Source organism: Pseudomonas sp. C6002 (assembly GCF_013385805.1).
Lineage (GTDB): Bacteria > Pseudomonadota > Gammaproteobacteria > Pseudomonadales > Pseudomonadaceae > Aquipseudomonas.
Window position 1 is genome coordinate 462,907 of record NZ_JACAPH010000009.1, and the last position, 21,081, is coordinate 483,987.

The 21,081-nt window shown below is 60.4% G+C and carries 20 protein-coding genes; 10 read left to right on the top strand and 10 right to left on the bottom strand.

The window, feature by feature from the left end; translation table 11 throughout:
- The first annotated feature begins 59 nt into the window (after positions 1-59).
- The 3 genes from HX817_RS05970 to ahpF all read left to right on the top strand — a co-directional run bounded on the left by HX817_RS05970 (position 60) and on the right by ahpF (position 3,392).
- Positions 60-986 carry a site-specific integrase gene (locus HX817_RS05970; protein WP_177039945.1) on the top strand — a complete coding sequence of 309 codons (927 nt, stop codon included), beginning with the start codon at positions 60-62 and terminating at the stop codon, positions 984-986.
- A gap of 149 nt (positions 987-1,135) precedes the next feature.
- Complete coding sequence (ahpC, locus tag HX817_RS05975; protein WP_003173835.1) at positions 1,136-1,699, top strand: alkyl hydroperoxide reductase subunit C; 564 nt, start codon at positions 1,136-1,138, stop codon at positions 1,697-1,699.
- Positions 1,700-1,826: 127 nt separating this feature from the next.
- Positions 1,827-3,392: an alkyl hydroperoxide reductase subunit F gene (gene ahpF / locus HX817_RS05980; RefSeq protein ID WP_003212573.1), complete on the top strand. Its 1,566-nt coding sequence runs from the start codon at positions 1,827-1,829 to the stop codon at positions 3,390-3,392.
- A gap of 63 nt (positions 3,393-3,455) precedes the next feature.
- Here the strand turns inward: ahpF and gloA are convergent, their stop codons facing one another.
- Entirely contained in the window at positions 3,456-3,977 is a 522-nt protein-coding gene (gloA, locus tag HX817_RS05985; RefSeq protein ID WP_008432524.1) for a lactoylglutathione lyase, read from the bottom strand.
- A gap of 193 nt (positions 3,978-4,170) precedes the next feature.
- Between gloA and HX817_RS05990 the strand changes: the two genes are divergently transcribed.
- Positions 4,171-4,707, top strand: a complete 537-nt coding sequence (locus HX817_RS05990) for a DUF4946 domain-containing protein (RefSeq protein ID WP_177039946.1) — start codon at positions 4,171-4,173, stop codon at positions 4,705-4,707.
- A 170-nt stretch (positions 4,708-4,877) separates the two neighbouring features.
- On the opposite strand, the gene HX817_RS05995 is transcribed toward HX817_RS05990, so the two are convergent.
- The 3 genes from HX817_RS05995 to HX817_RS06005 form a co-directional block, all read right to left on the bottom strand.
- Positions 4,878-5,243, bottom strand: coding sequence for a histone-like nucleoid-structuring protein, MvaT/MvaU family (locus HX817_RS05995; RefSeq protein ID WP_003212570.1), 366 nt, complete (start codon positions 5,241-5,243; stop codon positions 4,878-4,880).
- 196 nt (positions 5,244-5,439) lie between these two features.
- On the bottom strand, positions 5,440-6,984 hold the full coding sequence (locus HX817_RS06000) for an EAL domain-containing protein (protein WP_177039947.1): 1,545 nt from the start codon (positions 6,982-6,984) through the stop codon (positions 5,440-5,442).
- Positions 6,985-7,108: 124 nt separating this feature from the next.
- Positions 7,109-7,981 carry a LysR family transcriptional regulator gene (locus tag HX817_RS06005; protein WP_003212568.1) on the bottom strand — a complete coding sequence of 291 codons (873 nt, stop codon included), beginning with the start codon at positions 7,979-7,981 and terminating at the stop codon, positions 7,109-7,111.
- 77 nt (positions 7,982-8,058) lie between these two features.
- Between HX817_RS06005 and HX817_RS06010 the strand changes: the two genes are divergently transcribed.
- The 3 genes from HX817_RS06010 (at position 8,059) to HX817_RS06020 (ending at position 11,699) form a co-directional block, all read left to right on the top strand.
- Positions 8,059-8,982: a DMT family transporter gene (locus HX817_RS06010; protein ID WP_177039948.1), complete on the top strand. Its 924-nt coding sequence runs from the start codon at positions 8,059-8,061 to the stop codon at positions 8,980-8,982.
- A gap of 249 nt (positions 8,983-9,231) precedes the next feature.
- Entirely contained in the window at positions 9,232-10,308 is a 1,077-nt protein-coding gene (gene hppD, locus HX817_RS06015) for a 4-hydroxyphenylpyruvate dioxygenase (protein WP_003212566.1), read from the top strand.
- Between the two features lie 158 nt (positions 10,309-10,466).
- Entirely contained in the window at positions 10,467-11,699 is a 1,233-nt protein-coding gene (locus tag HX817_RS06020) for a dermonecrotic toxin domain-containing protein (protein ID WP_256348659.1), read from the top strand.
- Here the strand turns inward: HX817_RS06020 and rarD are convergent.
- The 3 genes from rarD to HX817_RS06035 all read right to left on the bottom strand — a co-directional run bounded on the left by rarD (position 11,668) and on the right by HX817_RS06035 (position 14,676).
- Positions 11,668-12,549, bottom strand: coding sequence for an EamA family transporter RarD (gene rarD, locus HX817_RS06025; RefSeq protein ID WP_023658818.1), 882 nt, complete (start codon positions 12,547-12,549; stop codon positions 11,668-11,670). The two genes, HX817_RS06020 and rarD, sit on opposite strands and share 32 nt — an antisense overlap.
- Positions 12,550-12,686: 137 nt before the next feature.
- The gene (locus HX817_RS06030) at positions 12,687-13,697 is read right to left on the bottom strand and encodes an aldo/keto reductase (protein WP_008432538.1); all 1,011 of its coding nucleotides are present in this window, start codon (positions 13,695-13,697) and stop codon (positions 12,687-12,689) included.
- 76 nt (positions 13,698-13,773) lie between these two features.
- Positions 13,774-14,676: a LysR family transcriptional regulator gene (locus HX817_RS06035; protein ID WP_008432540.1), complete on the bottom strand. Its 903-nt coding sequence runs from the start codon at positions 14,674-14,676 to the stop codon at positions 13,774-13,776.
- Between the two features lie 100 nt (positions 14,677-14,776).
- On the opposite strand from HX817_RS06035, the gene HX817_RS06040 reads away from it, so the two are divergent.
- A complete protein-coding gene (locus HX817_RS06040; protein ID WP_003212561.1) occupies positions 14,777-15,481 on the top strand; it encodes an SDR family oxidoreductase in 705 nt (234 codons plus the stop codon).
- A 65-nt stretch (positions 15,482-15,546) separates the two neighbouring features.
- Here HX817_RS06040 and HX817_RS06045 read toward each other — a convergent pair whose 3' ends face one another.
- On the bottom strand, positions 15,547-15,879 hold the full coding sequence (locus tag HX817_RS06045) for a hypothetical protein (RefSeq protein ID WP_256348660.1): 333 nt from the start codon (positions 15,877-15,879) through the stop codon (positions 15,547-15,549).
- Between the two features lie 275 nt (positions 15,880-16,154).
- Positions 16,155-17,465, bottom strand: coding sequence for an MFS transporter (locus HX817_RS06050; protein ID WP_003212559.1), 1,311 nt, complete (start codon positions 17,463-17,465; stop codon positions 16,155-16,157).
- Positions 17,466-17,626: 161 nt separating this feature from the next.
- Between HX817_RS06050 and HX817_RS06055 the strand changes: the two genes are divergently transcribed.
- Together HX817_RS06055 and HX817_RS06060 are read left to right on the top strand one after the other, a co-directional pair.
- The gene (locus HX817_RS06055) at positions 17,627-18,733 is read left to right on the top strand and encodes a sugar diacid recognition domain-containing protein (RefSeq protein WP_177039950.1); all 1,107 of its coding nucleotides are present in this window, start codon (positions 17,627-17,629) and stop codon (positions 18,731-18,733) included.
- Between the two features lie 91 nt (positions 18,734-18,824).
- Positions 18,825-19,967 carry a glycerate kinase gene (locus tag HX817_RS06060; RefSeq protein ID WP_177039951.1) on the top strand — a complete coding sequence of 381 codons (1,143 nt, stop codon included), beginning with the start codon at positions 18,825-18,827 and terminating at the stop codon, positions 19,965-19,967.
- Here HX817_RS06060 and HX817_RS06065 read toward each other — a convergent pair.
- Positions 19,964-21,076: a class II histone deacetylase gene (locus HX817_RS06065; RefSeq protein WP_177039952.1), complete on the bottom strand. Its 1,113-nt coding sequence runs from the start codon at positions 21,074-21,076 to the stop codon at positions 19,964-19,966. The genes HX817_RS06060 and HX817_RS06065 overlap by 4 nt on opposite strands.
- Positions 21,077-21,081 lie beyond the last annotated feature (5 nt).

Sequence of the window (21,081 nt, forward strand, 5' to 3'; positions counted from 1 at the left end):
GCGTATTATCCCGTGTGATACAGGTTTTGAAATGGACAACAGCCAATGGCAGTACAGGCATGAGTGAGCTGGACCGTTATCTGAATGCGGCCACCCGCGATAACACCCGCCGCAGCTATCGAGCGGCAATCGAGCATTTCGAGGTGAATTGGGGTGGATTCCTGCCGGCGACCAGCGACAGCGTGGCGCGCTATCTGGTGGCGCATGCGGGCGTGCTGTCGGTCAACACGTTGAAGCTGCGTTTATCGGCGCTGGCCCAGTGGCACACCAGCCAGGGGTTTCCTGATCCGACCAAGGCGCCAGTGGTGCGCAAAGTCCTGAAAGGCATTCGTGCCCTGCACCCGGCTCAGGAAAAGCAGGCAGAGCCATTGCAACTGCAGCACCTGGAGCAGGTCATCCAGTTCCTCGAACAGGAAGGCCACGACGCCCGGCGCGCAGAAGACCATCCTCGATGGCTGCGGGCCAAGCGTGACGCGGCGTTGATCCTGCTGGGTTTCTGGCGTGGCTTTCGCAGCGATGAGTTATGCCGGTTGAATATCGAGCACGTGCAGGCGTTGCCCGGTTCGGGCATCACCCTGTATCTACCGCGCAGCAAAAGTGATCGGGAAAATATCGGCCGCACCTACCAGACGCCGGCGCTGCTGCGGCTGTGCCCGGTGCAAGCCTACGGCGAATGGCTCAGCGCTTCAGCGCTGGTACGCGGCCCGGTGTTTCGTGGCATTGATCGCTGGGGCAACCTGGGCGAGGAGGGCTTGCACGCCAACAGCGTGATCCCGCTATTGCGCCAGGCGCTGGAGCGCGCCGGGATTGCGGCCGATCAGTACACCAGCCACTCCCTGCGCCGGGGCTTCGCTACCTGGGCTCATCGCAGTGGCTGGGACTTGAAGTCGTTGATGACTTACGTCGGCTGGAAAGACATGAAATCGGCCATGCGCTATGTTGAAGCGACGCCCTTTCTCGGCATGACCCGGGCATCCCTCGAATGATTCAAGGTTTCTTCTATTAATACAGTCTCTTGATAGTGAAAACCAATCGTCAGCATCAGGTTTGCCAATGAGCCATCGGCCGGGAGAGTGGGTAGGATTCACCTCATCAACTTACTAAGCCCTTCTACAAACCTGACGGAGAGTCAACGATGCCTATCATCAACAGCCAAGTAAAACCGTTCAAAGCTACCGCCTACAAAAACGGCAACTTCGTAGACGTGACTGATGCTGACCTGAAAGGCAAATGGTCTGTCGTCTTCTTCTACCCAGCCGACTTCACCTTCGTCTGCCCAACCGAACTGGAAGACCTGGCTGACAACTACGCCGAATTCCAGAAACTGGGCGTCGAAATCTACAGCGTTTCCACCGACACCCACTTTGCCCACGCTGCCTGGCACAACACCTCGCCAGCCATCGGCAAAATCCAGTACACCATGATCGGCGACCCGACCCTGACCATCTCCCGCAACTTCGACGTGCTGATCGAAGAAGCTGGCCTGGCAGACCGTGGCACTTTCGTGATCAACCCTGAAGGCCAGATCAAAATCGTTGAACTGAACGATGGCGGCGTTGGCCGTGACGCTTCCGAGCTGCTGCGCAAAATCAAGGCGGCCCAGTACGTTGCTGCTCACCCGGGCGAAGTCTGCCCAGCCAAGTGGAAAGAAGGCGAGGCCACCCTGGCTCCGTCCCTGGACCTGGTCGGCAAGATCTAAGTCTGTGAAATGCCAAGGGCGGGTTACCGCACCTAAGTAAGCTGCATCCGCCCTCGAAACGCCCGGGCGAGATTCGCTCGGGCGTTTTTTTGTCTGCAATAAACCGAATTAATAGGAAATCGCCCGTATGTTGGACGCCAATCTTAAAGCTCAGTTGAAGTCATACCTGGAACGGGTCACCCAGCCGATCGAGATCGTCGCCTCCCTCGATGACGGTGCGAAATCCCAGGAAATGCTTGCCCTCTTGCAGGATGTAGCCAGCCTTTCGACGCTGATTACCCTGAAAAGCGATGGCAATGATGCGCGCAAGCCATCGTTCTCCATCAACCGCCCGGGTGCCGATATCAGCCTGCGTTTTGCCGGCATCCCAATGGGCCATGAATTCACCTCGCTGGTGTTGGCGCTGCTGCAAGTCGGCGGCCACCCCTCGAAGGCCAGTGTCGAAGTGATTGAACAGATTCGCGCCCTTAAAGGCGAGTTCAGCTTCGAGACTTACTTCTCGCTGTCGTGCCAGAACTGCCCGGACGTGGTCCAGGCGCTGAACCTGATGGCAGTATTGAACCCGAACATCCGCCACGTCGCCATCGACGGTGCGCTGTTCCAGGCAGAAGTCGATGATCGTCAGATCATGGCCGTGCCCAGCGTTTACTTGAATGGTGTGAACTTCGGCCAGGGCCGCATGGGCCTGGAAGAAATCCTCGCCAAGCTCGACACCAGCGGTATCGAAAAAGCCGCCGAGAAAATCAGCGCCAAAGATGCGTTCGACGTACTTGTCGTCGGCGGTGGCCCAGCGGGTTCGGCAGCGGCTATCTACGCTGCACGTAAAGGCATCCGTACCGGTGTTGCAGCCGAGCGCTTCGGCGGGCAGGTGCTGGACACCATGTCGATCGAGAACTTTATCTCGGTACAGGAAACCGAAGGGCCGAAACTCGCCAGCGCCCTGGAGGCCCACGTGCGTCAGTACGACGTGGACATCATGAACCTGCAGCGTGCTACTGCGCTGATCCCGGCGAAAAACAACGGTGAGCTGCACGAAATCCGTTTCGAAAGCGGTGCGACCCTCAAGTCCAAGACCGTGATCCTGGCCACCGGTGCCCGCTGGCGTGAAATGGGTGTACCGGGCGAGCAGGAATACAAGGCCAAAGGCGTGTGCTTCTGCCCGCACTGCGACGGCCCGCTGTTCAAGGGCAAGCGCGTGGCGGTGATCGGCGGCGGTAACTCCGGCGTTGAAGCAGCCATCGACCTGGCCGGTATCGTCAGCCACGTGACCTTGCTTGAGTTTGACAGCAAGTTGCGCGCCGACGCCGTGTTGCAGCGCAAGCTGTACAGCCTGCCGAACGTTGACGTGATTACCAGCGCGCTGACCAGTGAGGTCAAGGGGGATGGCCAGAAAGTTACCGGCCTGGCCTACAAGGATCGCGACAGTGGCGAATTCAAGACTATCGACCTGGAAGGCATCTTTGTACAGATCGGTTTGCTGCCCAACACCGACTGGCTCAAAGGCACTGTGGAATTGACTCCACGTGGCGAGATCATCGTCGATGCACGTGGTGAGACTTCGCTGCCAGGCGTTTTTGCCGCCGGCGACGTAACGACTGTGCCGTACAAGCAGATCGTGATTGCAGTAGGCGAGGGCGCCAAGGCTTCCCTGAGTGCTTTCGATCACCTGATCCGCACTTCCGCCCCGGCGTAAATTCCGGCCCGGAAATGAAAAACCCCATGAGTGATCATGGGGTTTTTTATTGCCGGCGGAACCTTACAGCGGCGTTGGCTGAATGATTTCAACCCAGTACGCATCGGGGTCTTTCACGAAGGCCAGGCTTTTCATGCGGCCGTCACTCAGGCGCTTCTGGAAGTCGCAGCCCAGTTCTTCAAAGCGCGCGCAGGCAGCAACGATGTCCGGCACCGAGATGCAGATATGGCCAAAGCCACGCGGGTCGGTGTTGCCGTTGTGGTAGGCAAAGTCCGCGTCGTTTTCGGTGCCGTGGTTGTGGGTCAGTTCGAGGATGCCCGGGATCGACTTCATCCACTGGGTGCGGGCGGCAGCGTCGGCCGGGATCTGGGCCTTGTCGACCAGGGCCAGGAAGTACAGGCTGAATTCGGCTTCCGGGAAGTCACGTTTTTCAACCAGGGAAAAACCCAGTACGCGGGTGTAGAAATCCAGCGACTTGGTGATGTCCTTGACCCGCAGCATGGTGTGGTTGAATACGAAGTTCGTGGTGGCGGCGTCAGGCTGGGCGGTGACGCCCGGGAAAGTGTTCAGTTCGTGCAGGCTCATGGGCCCTCCAGAGAAAAATGGGGCAAACGTGGCTCCGGTTGGAGCATCCCTTGGCTTGCGGCTGGCATCCGTGCAGCCGGTCCATGATACGCAGCCCTGCCGGTTGCGCCAAATGAAAAAGGTCACGCAACCCTTGCGGCCAGCGGGTGCAGGGGCCCAAACTTTGTCGCTTGAACCTTGAGTGTTTTTCGTAATGACCGGATTTCGCGCACCGTTGTTGAGTACCCTGGGCCTGTTGCTGGGCAGCACCGCTGCATGGGCGTCTGACCCGGAAATTCATTGGCCCAGCGGCTGGCAGGTAGAGGAAGTGGCGCCCGACGACCAGGCCCCGGCGCAACCGTCGGCGGTGTCCCGCCAGCGGGCCATAAAGAATGATGAGAATGGCGCGACCTTGATGGTCATGGAGTTGACAGGCACGCCAATCGAAGCGGGGCATACGGTCAACCTGCAAGGTGTGCTGCTGGAAATGCGCAAATCCATCCAGAAGGACTTTGCCCAGGGTGGTTATCAAAGTGTGTGCACCAAGATGCACCCCACAACATTGAGCCGGCTTGAGGCATTGGAAACTACCTGTGTAATCACCGAGAACGGTCGGCATGTGCTGTCGCAAACGTTGGTGGGGGCTGTCGATACCGATAAGGCCTATGTTTTTTCATACGCAGGCCAGGCCGACGCTTACGAATCAAGCAAGGATGAAGTCAGTTCGGTGCGTGACAGCCTTAAACTTTGAGCGTTGTAGGCATCGCGACAAATAAGTCGATTTGAACAAAGTGAAATGTTTTTTAAAGTTCGCTTTTGAAAGTGCCAGCGTCCTGATTTGTTTCACTATCGATGCCTGTAAACAAAAAAGCCCTGCATGTGCAGGGCTTTTCTTAGTGCGTTTGTACTAGCCGCAAAGCATTAGCCGCGAAGCCAGGAGTCTACAGTGGCTGCGCCGTACTGTTCTTTCCACGCCTTCAGGCCGCGATGGTTGCCGCCCTTGGTTTCGATCAGTTCACCCGTGTGCGGGTTGTGGTAAACCTTGACGACGCGGGCACGGCGCTGTTTGGGTGCGGCAGCGACGGAAGCGCCGGACTTGCCCGGGTTAGGATCCAGGATGGAGATGATGTCGCGCAGGCTTTTGCCGTAGGTCTTCATCAGCCCTTGCAGCTTTTCTTCGAATTCGATTTCTTTCTTCAAACCAGCATCGTTCTTCAGGGATTCCAGCTGGGCAAGCTGCTCTTGAAGGGCTTTTTCTGCTGCGCGAAATTCGGCGAGTCTGGACAAAATCTATACTCCAATAGTGTATTTGGCTGATATCTACTGCAAACAAAGCGATAAGCCAAGAGCCTTAAGGCGACTCAATGAAAGTGGCCTTCCTGCCAATTCAGCACAGGCAGGAAAAATTGTAGTAGTTAATCAGTCATGAGTAAATCATGTCTTTTGTATAAATAACAATATTTCCGTTGAAGTGGCTGGCTATTCAATGGCTGTTCAGGAATCTAATGAACTCGTCGCAAGGTACAGGCTTGCCAAACAGGTAGCCTTGCAAGAAATCAACGCCTTGGGCCGCCAGATAGTCGCATTGTTCTTGTGTTTCGACGCCTTCGGCAACGATGCCCAGGTCCAGCTTGGCAGACAGTTCAATGATGCTGTCGAGTATATGCCGCGAGAGTGCATCAACACCGATCATTGCCACGAAGCTTTGATCTATCTTCAAGTAATCGACATTGAAGTTGCGCAAATAACCCAGGCTGGAGTGGCCGGTGCCAAAGTCGTCGATCGCGATCATTACCCCCATTTCATGCAGCGCCTGGAACAGCTGGCGGGTGATATCCGTGGGCTCGATCAACTCGCGCTCGGTCAACTCAAGGACCAGGATCACCTTGCCCGGCGGGAAGGCAGCGAGGAACTCCCGGCAGTCCTCCACCAGCTCCAGGTCGTGACAATGGCGAGCGGTAATGTTGATGCCCACGTGAAAATTGTCGGCAAACTGCGCGGTGTGGGGCGCCAACTGTGCGGCGGTCTGGCGCATCAGGGCGCGGGTCATCGGTACGATCAGGCCCGAATGTTCGGCCAGGGGAATGAACAGGTCCGGGCGCACCAGGCCTTCCCTGGGATGATTCCAGCGCATCAGCACTTCACAGCCGGCCCACTGCCGGATGTTGTCGCCACGCACCACTGGCTGGTAATAGGGCACAAATTCATTGGCGCCCAGGGCCCGTTGCAGTTCCAGGGTCGGTGCCGATGAGCGCTTTTGCAGCCAGTGGGCGAGGATGCCTGCCAGCACGCCGAAAAACACCACCAGAACGAACAGTGCAGGATACCGCGCCTGCATGTAGCGCCAGGTTTCACCCTCCGGCATCCCGGCTTCCACGCTGTAGGTATACCGTGTGGAGTCGAGATGATGATGCGCGACGGAAAATGTCGGCAGCGTTGTGCTGTGCACCTTGCCATCCGCCGCCAGCCAGTTAGGCCCCACCTGCAACACCAGGTCGGTATATCGGCTGATCAGGCGCAAGGCGTTTGTCAGGTGGTAGCCATCGATGGAGGCAAAGGCCCCCCGTTCTCCCTCGGTGAGGCGATAAACAAGCAATGCGGTGTCGGGTGTCACCGGGTTGCCTTTCATCAGCCAGAGACGGCCGCCGACGTAGTCCTCAGGGTTGACCGGTGACTGGTAGTTGCCACCAAACAACGAGCTGCAATAGATGTTGCGCTGCCAGGACAAGGTGGTGGCGCGCACGAACGGCCGGCGGGTGACCTGTTCCCGCAGCTTCAGTTGAGTCGGGTTATCACATTCATGGCCGGCCAGTGGCAGCAGGTCCTGGGCGGCGAGGGCGGTGTTGTCGAGCATCAGGTCAAACTGGCGCACGGCCTCCTGGGCGGTTTGCGCGGTGCTGTGCTCGAGGGTGCGCCCGGCTTGCCAATACAGGATAAGCACACCCAGCAAAATGGGCAGCGCGCCACTGAGCAGGGTGATCAGGTGGCGAGTGAAGGCTTTTCGGGGGCCTTTGACGGTCAGTGGCATTTGCGCAGCCTGTAGCGGGAGAGGGCAATAGGACGCTCAAATGCGGTCGGGACAACCTCGGTGGCCTTCCAACAAAGCGTATCGGTATTGGCCATGATAGATGGCGGCAGGCGTCTGTGCATGTTCAATAAAGCTTCAACCGTGTGGCCAGTTGAATAAATGCCAGGGTTGCCGGCGAGGACTGCCGACGGTCCAGTACCGCCAGCCCCACCTGGCGTTTGACGGCAGGCTTGAGCGGTTTGATCAGGTAATCCGCCTGCGTGGATTCAGGCAGCGACAACTCGGCGACAATGGTCACGCCGTCGCCCCGGCGCACGGTGTCCAGGGTGCTGAGCAGCTGTGAGCAGCGGTAACGCACATCCGGCTGCAACCCTGCACCGACGAACAGCCTTGAGACCAGTTCGGCCGAACCGGCCTGGGTCAGGATAAAAGGTTCACCACACAGCGCTTTCAGGCTGACACTTGGCTGCGCGCCCAAGTGATGCCCCAAGGGCAGCAGCGCGACCAGTTGGTCCTCAATCAACGGGAACGTATCGAAGCGCTCTTCAGGCAGCACCACAAACCCAACGTCGACGCGCCGCTCTTCCAGCCACTGCGTCACCTGGCGATCGGGGCCTTCGTCGACATGCACCTCGATGCCCGGATGCTGCTCGCGAAAATGCTGCAGGATCGCGGGCAACAGGCGAATCGATGAGGTCGGCCCGAACGAGCCGATGCGCAGCGTGCCGCGCTTCATCCCGCGGGCATCGGCGGCTTCCTGTTGCAGCGTGTTGGCCAACCCGAGCATGGCCCGGGCGCGCAACAGCAGTTGTTGGCCGATATCGCTGAGTTCGACCTGGGACTGATGACGTCGGATCAACTCCACACCCAGTTCCTGCTCCAGGGATTTGATCGCATGGGACACCGCCGATTGGCTGATGCCCAGGCGATTGGCGGCGCTGGTGAAACCTTGCAGTTCGGCCACCAGGGAAAAGATTTCCAGTTGGGTAAGGGTCATGAGTATTTACTCATTTTACGATGATCGGGGATTAACCAAACAATAAGCCAATCCCGTGTCTTGTGAGTAGAAATCTGATGAACCCGAGCCCTGACCGTCTGACGTATCTGAAGCTGGCGGCCGTGACCATGATCTGGGGCGGCACCTTCGTTGCCGGGCGCTATCTGGCGGCAGGCCTGGACCCACTGTTGGCGGCGACCGTGCGCTTTGCACTGGCCAGCCTGGCGCTGCTGGCCTTCCTGGGCGTCGCGCGTATTCGCCTGGTGCGTCCGACCACCGCGCAATGGGTGCAATTGATGGTGCTGGGCTTTTTCGGGATCTTTTTCTACAACCTGTGTTTTTTCTACGGCCTGCATTACATCAATGCGTCCCGGGCGTCGTTGATCGTGGCGCTGAACCCGGCAGTGATTGGCCTGGCCTCGTGGCTGCTGTTCAAGGAACGCCTGGGCTGCTTCAAGCTGGTGGGGATCGCGCTGTGCCTGGGTGGCGCAGGGCTGGTGATCGTCAGTCGCAACCCGCAGTTGCTGCAGGGCACGGCAGATGCGTGGGTCGGCGACTTGCTGATTTTCGGCTGCGTGGTGGGGTGGGGCGTGTACTCGCTGTTTTCCAGGGGTCTCAACCAGCGCCTGGGGCCATTGCAAACCGTGACCTGGTCGATCCTGCTGGGCACGCTGATGCTGACGATCACCACGCTGGTGACGGGCCGACTAACGGTGGCCGCATTGGGCCGGATTGATCTGCCCCAACTGATGAGTTTGCTGTACCTGGGCGTGCTGGGCTCGGCACTGGCCTACATCGGCTACTACGATGGCCTGCGCCGCATCGGCGCCACCCGTGCGGGTGTATTTATCGCCCTCAATCCGCTGACGGCAGTGATCTGCGGCGCATTGCTGCTTGGCGAGCAACTGACCGTGCCGATGCTGCTGGGTGGGGCGGTCATCCTGCTGGGCATCTATCTGTGCAACAAACCCCTTGCGCGGGCCAGGGCAATGGGGATTTGATAAGAGTACGGACAAATCTGTTTACGCTGTGTAGAATCGATTTACGCATACAAGAATAAGGGCTTGCGCTAACGCAAGCCTCGCCCGTCAGAGACTGATGTAACCATGAAGCTACTCGGGTCCCCCCTCATCTTTGGTGACTTCCTCGCCCGCAGCGTGCGGGGTATCTCCTGTGCGCCACCCGCTGACCTCATCCTTGCTCGCAAATAAACATTTGTTAATTACAAGAATGATGATGAGGCACCGAAAATGGCAGACCTGTACGAAAACCCAATGGGCCTGATGGGCTTTGAGTTCATCGAATTCGCATCGCCAACCCCGGGCACCCTGGAGCCGATCTTCGAGATCATGGGCTTCACCAAGGTCGCGACCCACCGTTCCAAGAACGTACACCTGTACCGGCAGGGCGAGATCAACCTGATCCTCAACAACGAACCCAACAGCATCGCCTCCTACTTTGCGGCCGAGCACGGCCCGTCGGTGTGCGGCATGGCGTTTCGCGTCAAGGACTCGCAACAGGCCTACAACCGGGCCCTGGAACTGGGCGCCCAGCCTATCCATATCGAAACCGGCCCGATGGAGCTGAACCTGCCGGCGATCAAGGGCATTGGCGGCGCGCCGCTGTACCTGATCGACCGCTTTGGTGAAGGCAGCTCGATCTATGACATCGACTTCGTGTACCTCGAAGGTGTCGAGCGCAACCCGGTGGGCGCGGGCCTCAAGGTCATCGACCACTTGACCCACAACGTGTACCGCGGCCGCATGGCCTACTGGGCGAACTTCTACGAGAAGCTGTTCAATTTCCGTGAGGCGCGCTATTTCGACATCAAGGGCGAATACACCGGCCTGACCTCCAAGGCCATGAGCGCCCCGGACGGCATGATCCGCATCCCGCTGAACGAAGAATCGTCCAAGGGTGCCGGGCAGATCGAAGAGTTCCTGATGCAGTTCAACGGCGAGGGCATCCAGCACGTTGCCTTCCTCACCGATGACCTGGTCAAGACCTGGGATGCGTTGAAGAAGATCGGCATGCGCTTCATGACCGCGCCGCCAGACACCTACTACGAGATGCTCGAAGGCCGCCTGCCGAACCACGGCGAGCCGGTGGATCAACTGCAGGCACGGGGCATCCTGCTGGACGGCTCGTCAGTGGCGGGGGACAAGCGCCTGCTGCTGCAGATCTTCTCGGAAACCCTGATGGGCCCGGTGTTCTTCGAGTTCATCCAGCGTAAGGGTGACGACGGCTTTGGTGAAGGCAACTTCAAGGCGCTGTTCGAATCCATCGAGCGCGACCAAGTGCGTCGTGGTGTGTTGACCGCTGACTGATCGCCTGGGCGATACACAAAAAAGCCCGACCGGGATTGCACCTGGCCGGGCTTTTTGTTGCCCGGCAGAAACATCGGGACATAGGCGGTTGCCAGCGGCCAGGAACGGAATTCACTGCCAGCGTTACTCAGTGTCATATGCCCAGTTGAGGTTCATGTATGACAGTCATTACGCACACCGGTAGTCCACCTCCAGGTTTGAATCAGGCAGCAGCCGTCAACGACGTACCCGCCATCAGTCCCTTGGCCCCAACTGTTCCCTCCCCATTAAGTCCTGCCACTGTCGCCCGCGTGACGTTTTCCTCGAACGTGGAATGGAGCAGTGCGCAGGGCGAGCTGACCGCCGCAGGCGTCGAACTGGCCAATGCCGTATTGGCCCCGGGTACCTCATCAACCGTCGGCGCGCAGGTCTGCACGTTCGCGGTGGACGGGATCCAGTCGAGCGACATTCTGGTGGTCAAACGCGTACCCGCCTCTGAAACCGGAACGAATATCCTGTTGTACATTCCTGACGTGGAGGGCAATTCGTTCTTCGAATTCAATAACCTTGAAGAAATGAACGCCTGGCTCAAAGAGGTCGCCATCGACCCTGACAAGTTGGATGTATTTGCCGGGCATTTTTCCCGCAATGCGCCTGCCGATCAGACAAAGCGGGTAAAAGACACGATGACGCGCTTCGCCGCAGGCGATATCAATGCCGTGGTCGGGCCTTTTGGCTACGAAAAGGGCGATATTTTCAATCGCCTGGACAAGCACACAAGCGTGCCGCCGGTACCGGTCAACGGGCTGACGGGGACCTACCTGAAAGTTGAGACCCGTGATGGCCGGGTGACTTTCGCAGGCACACGTCCGGACGGAGAAACCGTACTCTATCAGTACGATGCCTACGGCAACTTCCATGGAGGAGGTAACAAGGGCAACTTCTACTTTGTGAAAAACGGCCTGAACAATGACCAGCCGCTGTCGCCTGTCTCGCGAGAGCAATACTTGAAAACGGTCGTCAGTGTCAGCCTGGATAATGTAGGTGCCAACGATTTATGGGGGCTGTTCGACGAGTTCATCCGCCAACTGAAGAATCCGGGTTCAGGCATTGGGACGGCCTTGATCGCACTGGGCGTGCCTGAGGATGTGGCGCAGTCCATCGAAAAAATCGTCAAAAACCCCGTCACCGGCACCTTGCTTGAACTCAACCAGAACAACCGGCTCGGTAAGCTGTTTGGCGTTGAAAAGGCGCAAATGGACGCCGCACTGACGCAAATAGGCGACGAAATCCAAGGCAGGATTCCGTATTACGGGGCCATCCGAGGGGGGTTGTCGCAAACGGCTGTAATGCTCGAAATGGCAGCAAAAAAAAGCGCTGTCAGGCCTTCTGCTGACGCACCAAATGCTTGAAGCCTTCAAACACCAGCACCATCACCGCGAGCCAGATCGGAAGATACGTCAGCCATTCCCCCGCCTTGATGCTTTCGCCCAACAACAAGGCCACGCCGAGCAGCAGCACCGGTTCTACATAGCTGAGCAGCCCGAACAGGCTGAAGGCCAACAAGCGGCTGGCGACGACGTAGCACACCAGCGCCGACGCACTGATCAAGCCCAACATCGGGATCAAGGCGTACAAGCCCTTGTGGGCGTCGAGCACGGCAAAACCCTGTTCGCCGCTTTGCACGAACCACAGTGCCACCGGCAACATCAGCGCCATATCGAGCCACAGCCCGCCGAGGTGGTCGGTCTTCAGGCGTTTGCGCAGTACGAAGTAAACCGGGTAGCCGATGATCACTACCAGGGTTGCCCAGGAGAATCCGCCCACCTGATACAACTCGTTCAGCACACCAGCACCGGCGAAGAACACCGCAATCTTTTGCAGGCGTGACAATTGTTCGCCATACACCAGCCGACCGGTCAGCACCATCGTCAATGGCAGCAGGAAATAGCCCAGCGATACATCCAGGCTGCGACCGTTGAGCGGCGCCCACATGAACAGCCACAACTGCACCCCCAGCAGGGCCGAAGACACCACGACCCCGCCGATCAGCGCGGGTTTGGCCGCAACCAGCCGAACCAGTTCCCACACCCGTCGCCACTCGCCGCTGACAATCATGAACACGGTCATGCAGGGCACCGTCAACAACATGCGCCAGCCGAAGATCTCCAGGCCGCTCAAGGGCGTAAGCAGCGACGTGAAGTAATACATCACGGCAAACAACACCGAGGCCAAGACCGATAACACAACACCTTTAGACACACTGTCCTCACGAAAGCCGATTGATACAAAAGAAGGGGGGATTTCAGGGAGGGAATATAGTGCTTTTGAGGTGAGATGTTTGCTCTGTTTTGGAGCGGTTTATGGGAGGATTTCTCAGGTCCCCCCATAAAAGGGACTTATGGCCGGGCAACTCGCCCCGACACAAAGTGGCTCACATCATTGAACCCTGGCGTCGACGCATGCCCTGGCGTGACCAGCGAGTCGATGAATGCTTCGTCCTCCGCCGTGATCTTCACCTCCAGCGCGCCGGTGTAGGCATCCCACTGCGCCTCGGTGCGCGGCCCGACAATCGCCGAACTGACCGCCGAGTTGTTCAGGACCCAGGCAATCGCGAACTCGACAATCCCCACGCCACGGCCCTGGGTGTATTGCTGGATCTGCTGGGCGATGCGCAGGGATTCAACGCGCCATTCGGTTTCCAGGATGCGCTTGTCCTGGCGCCCGGCACGGCTGCCGGCTTCAGGCGTTACGTCCGGCGCATATTTGCCGCTGAGCACGCCACGGGCCAGCGGGCTGTAAGGCACCACGCCCAGGCCATACGCGGCGGCGGCGGTGATCTGCTCCACCTCGGCCTGGCGGTTGACGATGTTGTACAGCGGCTGGCTGATGATCGGTTTGTCCACCCCGAGGCGCTCGGCCACGCGGATCACTTCAGCGATCCGCCAGCCGCGGTAGTTGGACAGGCCCCAGTGGCGGATCTTGCCCTCGCGGATCAAGTCGCCAATCGCTGAAATCGTGACTTCCAGTGGCGTGTTGTGGTCTTCGCGGTGCAGGTAATAGATATCCAGGTAATCGGTGTCGAGGCGCGTCAGGCTGGCTTCCAGCGCATTGAAAATCCGCTTGCGACTCAGGCCGCTGCGGTTCGGCAGGCCATCCGCCGGGCCGATGCCGACCTTCGAGGCCAGCACCCAATCCTGGCGCTGGCGGGCGATGGCTTCGCCGACGATTTCCTCGGAGCGCCCGCCGGTGTAGACGTCGGCGGTGTCGATAAAGTTGATGCCTTGATCCCAGGCCTTGTCGATGATGCGCAGCGAGTCCTCGGTGTTGGTCTGCTCGCCAAACATCATGCTGCCCAGGGTCAGTGCGCTGACCTTCAACCCGGACTGGCCCAGTGTGCGGTAAATCATCGTGAACACCTCAAAAGGGGGAGACAGGCCCTATCCAATACCAGAGAGCAAGGCTCTGGAACAAGCCCCGCAACGGTTATTGCGGTAATAGTTCGGCGCAGCGCAGTTGCAGGAAGCGATGCAGTACCTTGACCCGCTCCGACACCTGCAACCGATGGGGACACATCAGATTGAACGGGGTCGGTTCGCCTTGCCAATCGGTGAGCAACGGCACCAGGCGCCCGGCCTTGATATCGCGCGCTACATCCAGCCGCGCTTTATAGGCGATGCCGTGCCCGGCCAATGCCCAGCGCCGCACGATCTCGCCGTCATCACTGAGGTAGTCGCCGCCGACCTCGACTTCCTGCAGCACCTCGCCCTGGCGAAAGTACCAGGTGTTGTTCGCCCGACCCTGGCGCATATAGCGCAGCGTGCTGTGTTGTGCCAGGTCCTGGGGGAGGCGTGGCGTACCGTGGCGCGCGAGGTAGTCGGGGCTGGCGCACGCCACCCGCGTGTGGTCGGGCACCACCGGCAACGCGACCAGGCTGGAGTCCCGTGGTACGCCGAAACGCAGGGCGATGTCGACGGTTTCGCGGAACAGGTCGGCATTGCTGTCGTTGAGCAGCAACTGAAGGCGCACGTTCGGGTGTTCGAGCTTGAACTCATCCAGCCAGCCCAGCAGCACATTGCGCCCGAAATCCGAGGGCGCGGCCAATTGCAGTAACCCGCTCAGGCTCTGGCCTTGCTGCTTGACCGCCTGTTCGCCTTCCGACAGCGCCTCCAGGGCCACGCGCACACTGTCGAGGTAGCGCCGGCCTTCTTCGGTCAGGCGCATGCTGCGGGTGGAACGCGCCAGCAGCCGGATGCCCAGGCGGGTTTCCAGGCGCTTGAGGGCAATGCTCGCTGCGGCCGGGGTCAGGCTGAGGCTGCGGGCGGCTGCCGACAGGCTGCCGGTGTCGGCGGTGCGCACGAACACTTCAAGGTCGAGGATTGAGCTCATTTGTAAAAATCCTTTAAAGATCTTGTCGTTTTACCGGGATTTTTCAACGATTGCCAAGCTGGGAAGATGAAAGCTCATTTTCTCAGCCAGGTATTTCCCCATGACATCTCCCCTCAACGGCACAACCATCATCGTCATTGGCGGCAGCAGCGGCATTGGTGCCGCGGTGGCAAAGCAGGCCGTGGCACGCGGTGCCCATGTGGTGCTGGCCGGGCGGCGCTTGTCTTCAACCGTGGAGAACGGGGTGCGCAGCGAGCAGGTGGACGTGACCGACGCAGCCTCATTACAGCGCTTGTTCGAAACCGTGGGGCCGTTTGACCATCTGGTCTACACCGCAGGGCCTGCGGTGCAGGCCAAGGCCCTGATCGAGACCGACCTGAACCTGGCGCAAGACAACTTCAACGTGAAGCTCTGGGGTTCGCTGCGGGCGATCCAGTCGGCGCTGCCATTTCTCGCCGAGCGCGGCAGCATCACCCTGACGTCGGGGCAGTTGGGGCGCAAAACGGTTGCGGGGCAATTCATCAAGACCGGCATCAATGCGGCGACCGAAGCGCTGGGCAAGCAACTGGCCAAGGAACTGGCGCCACGCCGGGTCAATGTGGTCAGCCCGGGGGTGATCGACACCGAGGCGTATGCCGGGTTGTCCGATGAGCAGCGACTGGCAATGTTTGCCAAGGCGGGCGGGGCGTTGCCGGTGGGGCGCGTGGGGCAGGCCGAAGAAGTGGCTGCCGGGTATGTGTTGGCGATGGAGAACGGGTTTATTACCGGTAGCGTGATTGATGTCGACGGCGGCGGATTACTCTAAAGGCAGCTGAATAAAAAAGGTCCCGCTTTCAGGCGGGACCTGCATTATCAGTAATAGGGCCGTGCTTAATAACGTGGCACCGGAACCGGTTGTGGCGGGTAGTAATAGCCTGGAGGCGGCGCCTGGTAATAGACCGGCGGCGGCTGTTGGATGTACACCGGCTGCGGTTGCACGTAAACCGGTTGCTGCTGCACATAGACCGGAGGCTGGGAGTTGGCGACCACCGAACCCACTACGAGACCGCCGACAACCGCACCCAGCAAAGCCGGGCCACCCCAGCCCCAACCACCGCCATGCCCGTACCCATAACCGTGACCCCAGCCATAGCCATATCCTCCACGGGCTTCTGCTTGCCCTGCGATGGCGAGGGTGGCAATGAGCAACAGGGCTACTTTCATTTTTGAGAGTCGACTGATCATGATAAGTCCTCTACGTATGCACCGAACCGGTCTTGATAATATCCCCGGGCATAGGCTTCAGACAGCGGTTTCGGACGGGATGATGGGGTACGAAAGTAAAGGCTGGGTAAAGGTTGTAGCCTATTTGTTACCTGGAATGGGCGTAAAGGTTAATACGGCTGTCAGGCAGTTGTTTGCCTATAAAAACACGCCTTTATATGAGCAGACAGATGACCGGCGCCGCCCTCGATATCGCGGCACCGGTCAGCGCTGATTCAAGCCTTGAGTGTGCGCGTCATGCGCAACGCCAGCACACTGCCCGCGACGATCACCGCCGCCAGCAGGTACAGCGCCAGGTCCGTAGACCCGGTGGCATCTTTCACAAACCCGACGATATACGGGCTGAGGAACCCCGCCATCTGGCCCATGGAGTTGATCAACGCCAAGCCACCTGCTGCCGCACCTGCGCTGAGCATCGCGGTTGGCACCGGCCAGAACATCGGCAGGCCGGTGAGGGCGCCCATGGTGGCGATGGTCAGGCCGAGGATCGCAATGGCCGGCGTGGTTGCAAAGTTCACCGCAATCACCAGCCCGATCGCGCCCATCAGCATCGGCACCACCAGGTGCCAGCGACGCTCCTTGCGCAAGTCGGCAGAGCGGCCCACCAGCAGCATGAACACCGCCGCCAGCAGGTACGGGATCGCACTCAACCAGCCAATCACCAGGTTATCGCTGAAGCCCATGTTCTTGATGATCGATGGCAGCCAGAAGTTGATGGCGTACACACCGCTCTGGATGCAGAAGTAGATCAGGCCGAACGCCCAGATCGCCGGGTTCTTGAACACTTCCAGCAGCGAGTCGCTGGTGGTCTTCGGCTTGTTGGCCAGGTCGGTCGCCTGGTCGGCTTCCAGCACCGCGCGCTCATGGGGCGTGAGCCACTTGGCGTTGGCAAAGCTGTCGCTGAGCAGGAAGTAGGCGAGGGCGCCGAGGATCACCGTCGGCACGCCTTGCAGCAGGAACATCCACTGCCAGCCCGCAAGCCCGCCCTGGCCGGCGGCGAAGTGGTTGAGGATCCAGCCGGAGAACGGGCTGCCGAGCAGGCCGGATACCGGAATCGCCGACATGAACAGCGCCATGATCCGCCCACGGCGGAAGGTCGGGAACCACTGCGAGAGGTACAGCACCACGCCCGGGAAGAACCCGGCTTCAGCGGCGCCGGTCAGCAGGCGCAAGCCGTAGAAGTGCGTTGGCGTGGTAACGAACAACAGGCAGGTGGACAGGGCGCCCCAGACGATCATCATCAGCGCAATCCAGCGCCGTGGACCGAATTTGGTCAACGCCAGGTTGCTCGGCACGCCGCACAGCACGTAGCCGATAAAGAAGATCCCGGCACCGAGGCCGTACACGGTCTCGCTGAATTTCAGGTCGTCGAGCATCTGCAACTTGGCAAAGCCGACGTTGACGCGGTCGAGGTAGTTGAACAGGTAGCAGATGAAAATGAAGGGGATCAGGCGCAGGGTGATGCGCTTGTATACGGCGTTTTTATCGTCATCGGTGGCCTGGGTAACAGCGGCGCTCTGTGACATGGCAGTCTCTCTTTATTATGATTTTTCGCGATGCGAGGGTAACGTTGATCGCCCAACGAGTCTCGGCCACCTCAAGGGGTGCTGTCTTTGTGCTCGCGCACAGTGAAGCATGGTTTGCGCTGTGCCTATGAACAACCGGTTTTTTTCAGGAATTTAGCCCCATGTTCGAGCTGGATCATGACCTGGCGCAGGATATCGTCAATCGCACCATGGCGATCCTGCCCTATAACGTCAACGTTATGGACAGCCAGGGCCTGATCCTGGGCAGCGGCGAACCCGAGCGGATCAACACTCGCCACGAAGGCGCGCAGTTGGTGCTGGCCAACGGGCGGGTGGTGGAAATCGACGGCCAGACTGCCAAGCACCTCAAGGGCGTGCAACCCGGGATCAACCTGCCGCTGCTGCACGACCAGCGCCTGATCGGCGTGCTGGGCATTACCGGTGAGCCGGAATTGCTGCGCACCTATGCCGAACTGGTGCGCATGACCGCCGAAATGCTGGTCAGCCAGCGTCACCAGCAAGCCGAGCAGCAATGGCGGCGCCAGCGCTGCGATGATCTGCTGGCACTGCTGCTGGCCGAGACCGGTGATTCGCCGCGCCTGGTGGATGAAGCCCAGCAACTGGGCCTCAAGCCGCACCTGGCGCGCACGCCGTACCTGTTCGAGCTGGGCAGCGGCCAGTCGGCCGAGGCCTTGAGCGCCTGGCTGACCTCGCGCTACCCCGACAGCTGGTGCGTCAGCTCCGCGCAGTTTTCCCTGCTGTGGTGCCGGCCTGCGTCGGTGCAAGTCGATAACCCGCGCCTGCTGGAAAAGCTCGACGGCCTGGGCTGGAACATCCTGCGGGTCGCCGTCGGCGGGCAAGCGGACGGGCTGGCCGGCCTGCGCCGTTGTTACCGGCGGGTCGGCGACCTGCTCGCCTATGGCCGTGATGTGCTGCCCGAATCGCGGTTGCTGACCCTCAATCGCTACCGCCTGCCGGTCATGCTCTGGCGCCACCGCAACGACGACGCCCTCGACGAACTGCTCAACCCGCTGCGCAAGGTGCTGGCCAAGGACAGCAACGGCCAGTTGCTGGCGACCCTGCGCAGCTGGTGCGACCACGACGGCCAAAGCCAGGCGTGCGCCGATGCCCTGGGGATCCACCGCAACAGCCTGCGCTACCGCATGGAACGCATCGCCGAGCTGAGCGGCGTCGACCCGCTGACCCTCGACGGCATGCTCGCGTTGTACCTCGGCGTGCAGCTATTGCCGCAAGCATTGTCCAAATGAACAACAAACCCCAGCCACTCTTGTGCAATGGACCGGCGTTATTGCCGGTGCCAACTGGCAGCATGGGCGTTATAAAAACCGGAGAAAGCCCATGAAAATCATCATCGCCCCCGACTCGTTCAAGGACAGCCTGAGTGCAGAGGGCGTGGCGAACGCCATTGCCGAGGGGCTGGCCAGCGTGTGGCCCGACGCCGAGCTGATCAAGTGCCCGATGGCGGACGGTGGTGAGGGCACGGTGGAATCGGTACTCGCCGCCTGCCAGGGCGAGCTGCGCACCAGCCGTGTGCAAGGGCCATTGGGCGGCAGTGTCGACGCGCATTGGGGCTGGTTGGCCGAGAGCCACACCGCAATCATCGAAATGGCCGAAGCCAGCGGCCTGCAACTCGTGCCACCGGGTCAGCGAAATGCGTGTTCCAGCAGCACCTTCGGCACTGGCGAACTGATCCGCGCCGCCCTGGATGCCGGCGCCCAGCGCATCATCCTGGCCATTGGCGGCAGCGCCACCAACGACGGCGGCGCCGGGGCGATGCTAGCCCTGGGTGTGCAGTTGTTTGATGCCGAGGGAGCAGCGCTGCCCCTTGGCGGCCTGGCGCTGGGCAAGCTGTCGCGCATCAGCCTTGAACAACTGGATCCCCGCCTGAACGAAGTGCGCTTCGAAATCGCCGCCGACGTGAACAACCCTCTATGCGGTCCTCACGGGGCCTCGGCGATTTTCGGCCCGCAAAAGGGCGCCAATCCCCAGCAAGTCGAACAACTGGATGCGGCCCTCGGCCATTTCGCCGATCACTGCGCCAAGGTATTGCCCAAGGATGTACGTGACGAACCCGGCAGCGGCGCCGCCGGTGGCTTGGGTTTCGCCGCCAAGGCGTTCCTTGGCGCGCAGTTTCGCGCGGGTGTTGAAGTGGTCGCAGAGCTTGTTGGGCTTGAGCAAGCCGTGCGTGGCGCCGACCTGGTGATCACCGGCGAAGGCAGGTTCGACGCCCAGACCCTGCGCGGCAAGACCCCGTTTGGCGTGGCGCGAATCGCCAGGCAGCACAACGTGCCGGTGATCGTGATCGCCGGCACATTGGGGGATGGCTACGAGCAAATGTACGCCCACGGCGTGGATGCCGCGTTCGCCTTGCCGTCCGGCCCGACTACCCTGGAACAGGCCTGCAGCGAGGCACCGCGCCTGTTGCGCGAGCGCGCCTCGGACATTGCCCGGGTTTGGCGTGTGGCCGCCCTGGCGGTCTAAGCCTCAAAGCCCTGCGCCAGTCGGTCGATCCACTGGCGCTGAAACCCCAGCAGTACGTCCTTGGGCTGCTGCAACTGGACAAACTCCAGCATCGGGTCTTCCACCGCCGTGCGCACGCCGGCCAACTCCTCCAGCGCCGCCAGCCCGCAAAACGGCACATAGGCTTCGCTGTAACCACCTTCATGCACCAGCACCAGGCGCCCTTGGCACAGGCGCTCGGCGGCTTGGCGTACTGTGCGGGTCATCAGGCGGAACGACTCGCTGTGCAGCAGCATGCGCGCCAGCGGGTCCACGGCGTTGGCGTCATAGCCGCAGGCGACGATGATCAGTTCAGGCTCGAAGCGCTCCAGGGCCGGTACCACGATGCGCTCCATCGCGTGCAGATAGGCTTCGTGGCCGCTGCCTGGCGGCAACGGGATATTGATATTGGCGCCCAGGCCGGCGCCACGGCCACGGTCCTGTTCACCGCTGTAGCCCGGCGGATAGCAACCGTCCTGGTGCAGGGAGATCGTCAATACATCGCCACGTGTTTCGAAGATGGACTGGGTGCCGTTGCCATGGTGCACGTCCCAGTCGATCACGGCGACCTTGCCCAGCCCGCGGCGCGCCTTGGCGGCCTCGATGGCGATGGCGATATTAGCCAGGAAGCAAAAGCCCATGGCGCCGTCCGCCAGGCAGTGATGCCCCGGCGGCCGCGAGAGTGAGTAGGCATTCTCGACCTGCCCGCTCAGCACTGAGTCCACTGCAGCGATGGCCAGCCCGGCGGAGAGTCGGGCGATCTCGTAACTGCCCGGACCGATCGGTGCCTGTGGGCCCAGTTCGCCACCGCCGGCATCGCTCAGGGCCTTGAAGCGTTGCAGGTAGTCGGCACCGTGTACCCGTCGCAAGTCCTCGTCAGTGGCCGGAACTGCGCTGTGCTGTTGCAGGTGACGGCTCAGCCTGGATACGTCCAGCAGGCTTTTCAAGCGCCGCTTGGTCTCCGGCGACTCGGCATGCCCGCTGCCGGCAGGCGGCTGCACCCAACCGCCCACCGGCAAGGTCAGTGCGTGGGCGCCGGCGCTGTGCCAGAGGCTTAGTTCATCAAAGAAAAACGCGGTGGTTCGGTTCATCAGAG

Excerpts from the sequence above, each read along its gene's own strand:
- HX817_RS05970 (WP_177039945.1), top strand. The coding sequence starts at position 60 with ATGAGTGAGCTGGACCGTTATCTGAATGCGGCCACCCGCGATAACACC.
- ahpC (WP_003173835.1), top strand. The coding sequence starts at position 1,136 with ATGCCTATCATCAACAGCCAAGTAAAACCGTTCAAAGCTACCGCCTAC.
- ahpF (WP_003212573.1), top strand. The coding sequence starts at position 1,827 with ATGTTGGACGCCAATCTTAAAGCTCAGTTGAAGTCATACCTGGAACGG.
- gloA (WP_008432524.1), bottom strand. The coding sequence starts at position 3,977 with ATGAGCCTGCACGAACTGAACACTTTCCCGGGCGTCACCGCCCAGCCT.
- HX817_RS05990 (WP_177039946.1), top strand. The coding sequence starts at position 4,171 with ATGACCGGATTTCGCGCACCGTTGTTGAGTACCCTGGGCCTGTTGCTG.
- HX817_RS06000 (WP_177039947.1), bottom strand. The coding sequence starts at position 6,984 with ATGCCACTGACCGTCAAAGGCCCCCGAAAAGCCTTCACTCGCCACCTG.
- HX817_RS06005 (WP_003212568.1), bottom strand. The coding sequence starts at position 7,981 with ATGACCCTTACCCAACTGGAAATCTTTTCCCTGGTGGCCGAACTGCAA.
- HX817_RS06010 (WP_177039948.1), top strand. The coding sequence starts at position 8,059 with ATGAACCCGAGCCCTGACCGTCTGACGTATCTGAAGCTGGCGGCCGTG.
- hppD (WP_003212566.1), top strand. The coding sequence starts at position 9,232 with ATGGCAGACCTGTACGAAAACCCAATGGGCCTGATGGGCTTTGAGTTC.
- HX817_RS06020 (WP_256348659.1), top strand. The coding sequence starts at position 10,467 with ATGACAGTCATTACGCACACCGGTAGTCCACCTCCAGGTTTGAATCAG.
- HX817_RS06030 (WP_008432538.1), bottom strand. The coding sequence starts at position 13,697 with ATGATTTACCGCACACTGGGCCAGTCCGGGTTGAAGGTCAGCGCACTG.
- HX817_RS06035 (WP_008432540.1), bottom strand. The coding sequence starts at position 14,676 with ATGAGCTCAATCCTCGACCTTGAAGTGTTCGTGCGCACCGCCGACACC.
- HX817_RS06040 (WP_003212561.1), top strand. The coding sequence starts at position 14,777 with ATGACATCTCCCCTCAACGGCACAACCATCATCGTCATTGGCGGCAGC.
- HX817_RS06045 (WP_256348660.1), bottom strand. The coding sequence starts at position 15,879 with ATGAAAGTAGCCCTGTTGCTCATTGCCACCCTCGCCATCGCAGGGCAA.
- HX817_RS06050 (WP_003212559.1), bottom strand. The coding sequence starts at position 17,465 with ATGTCACAGAGCGCCGCTGTTACCCAGGCCACCGATGACGATAAAAAC.
- HX817_RS06055 (WP_177039950.1), top strand. The coding sequence starts at position 17,627 with ATGTTCGAGCTGGATCATGACCTGGCGCAGGATATCGTCAATCGCACC.
- HX817_RS06060 (WP_177039951.1), top strand. The coding sequence starts at position 18,825 with ATGAAAATCATCATCGCCCCCGACTCGTTCAAGGACAGCCTGAGTGCA.
- HX817_RS06065 (WP_177039952.1), bottom strand. The coding sequence starts at position 21,076 with ATGAACCGAACCACCGCGTTTTTCTTTGATGAACTAAGCCTCTGGCAC.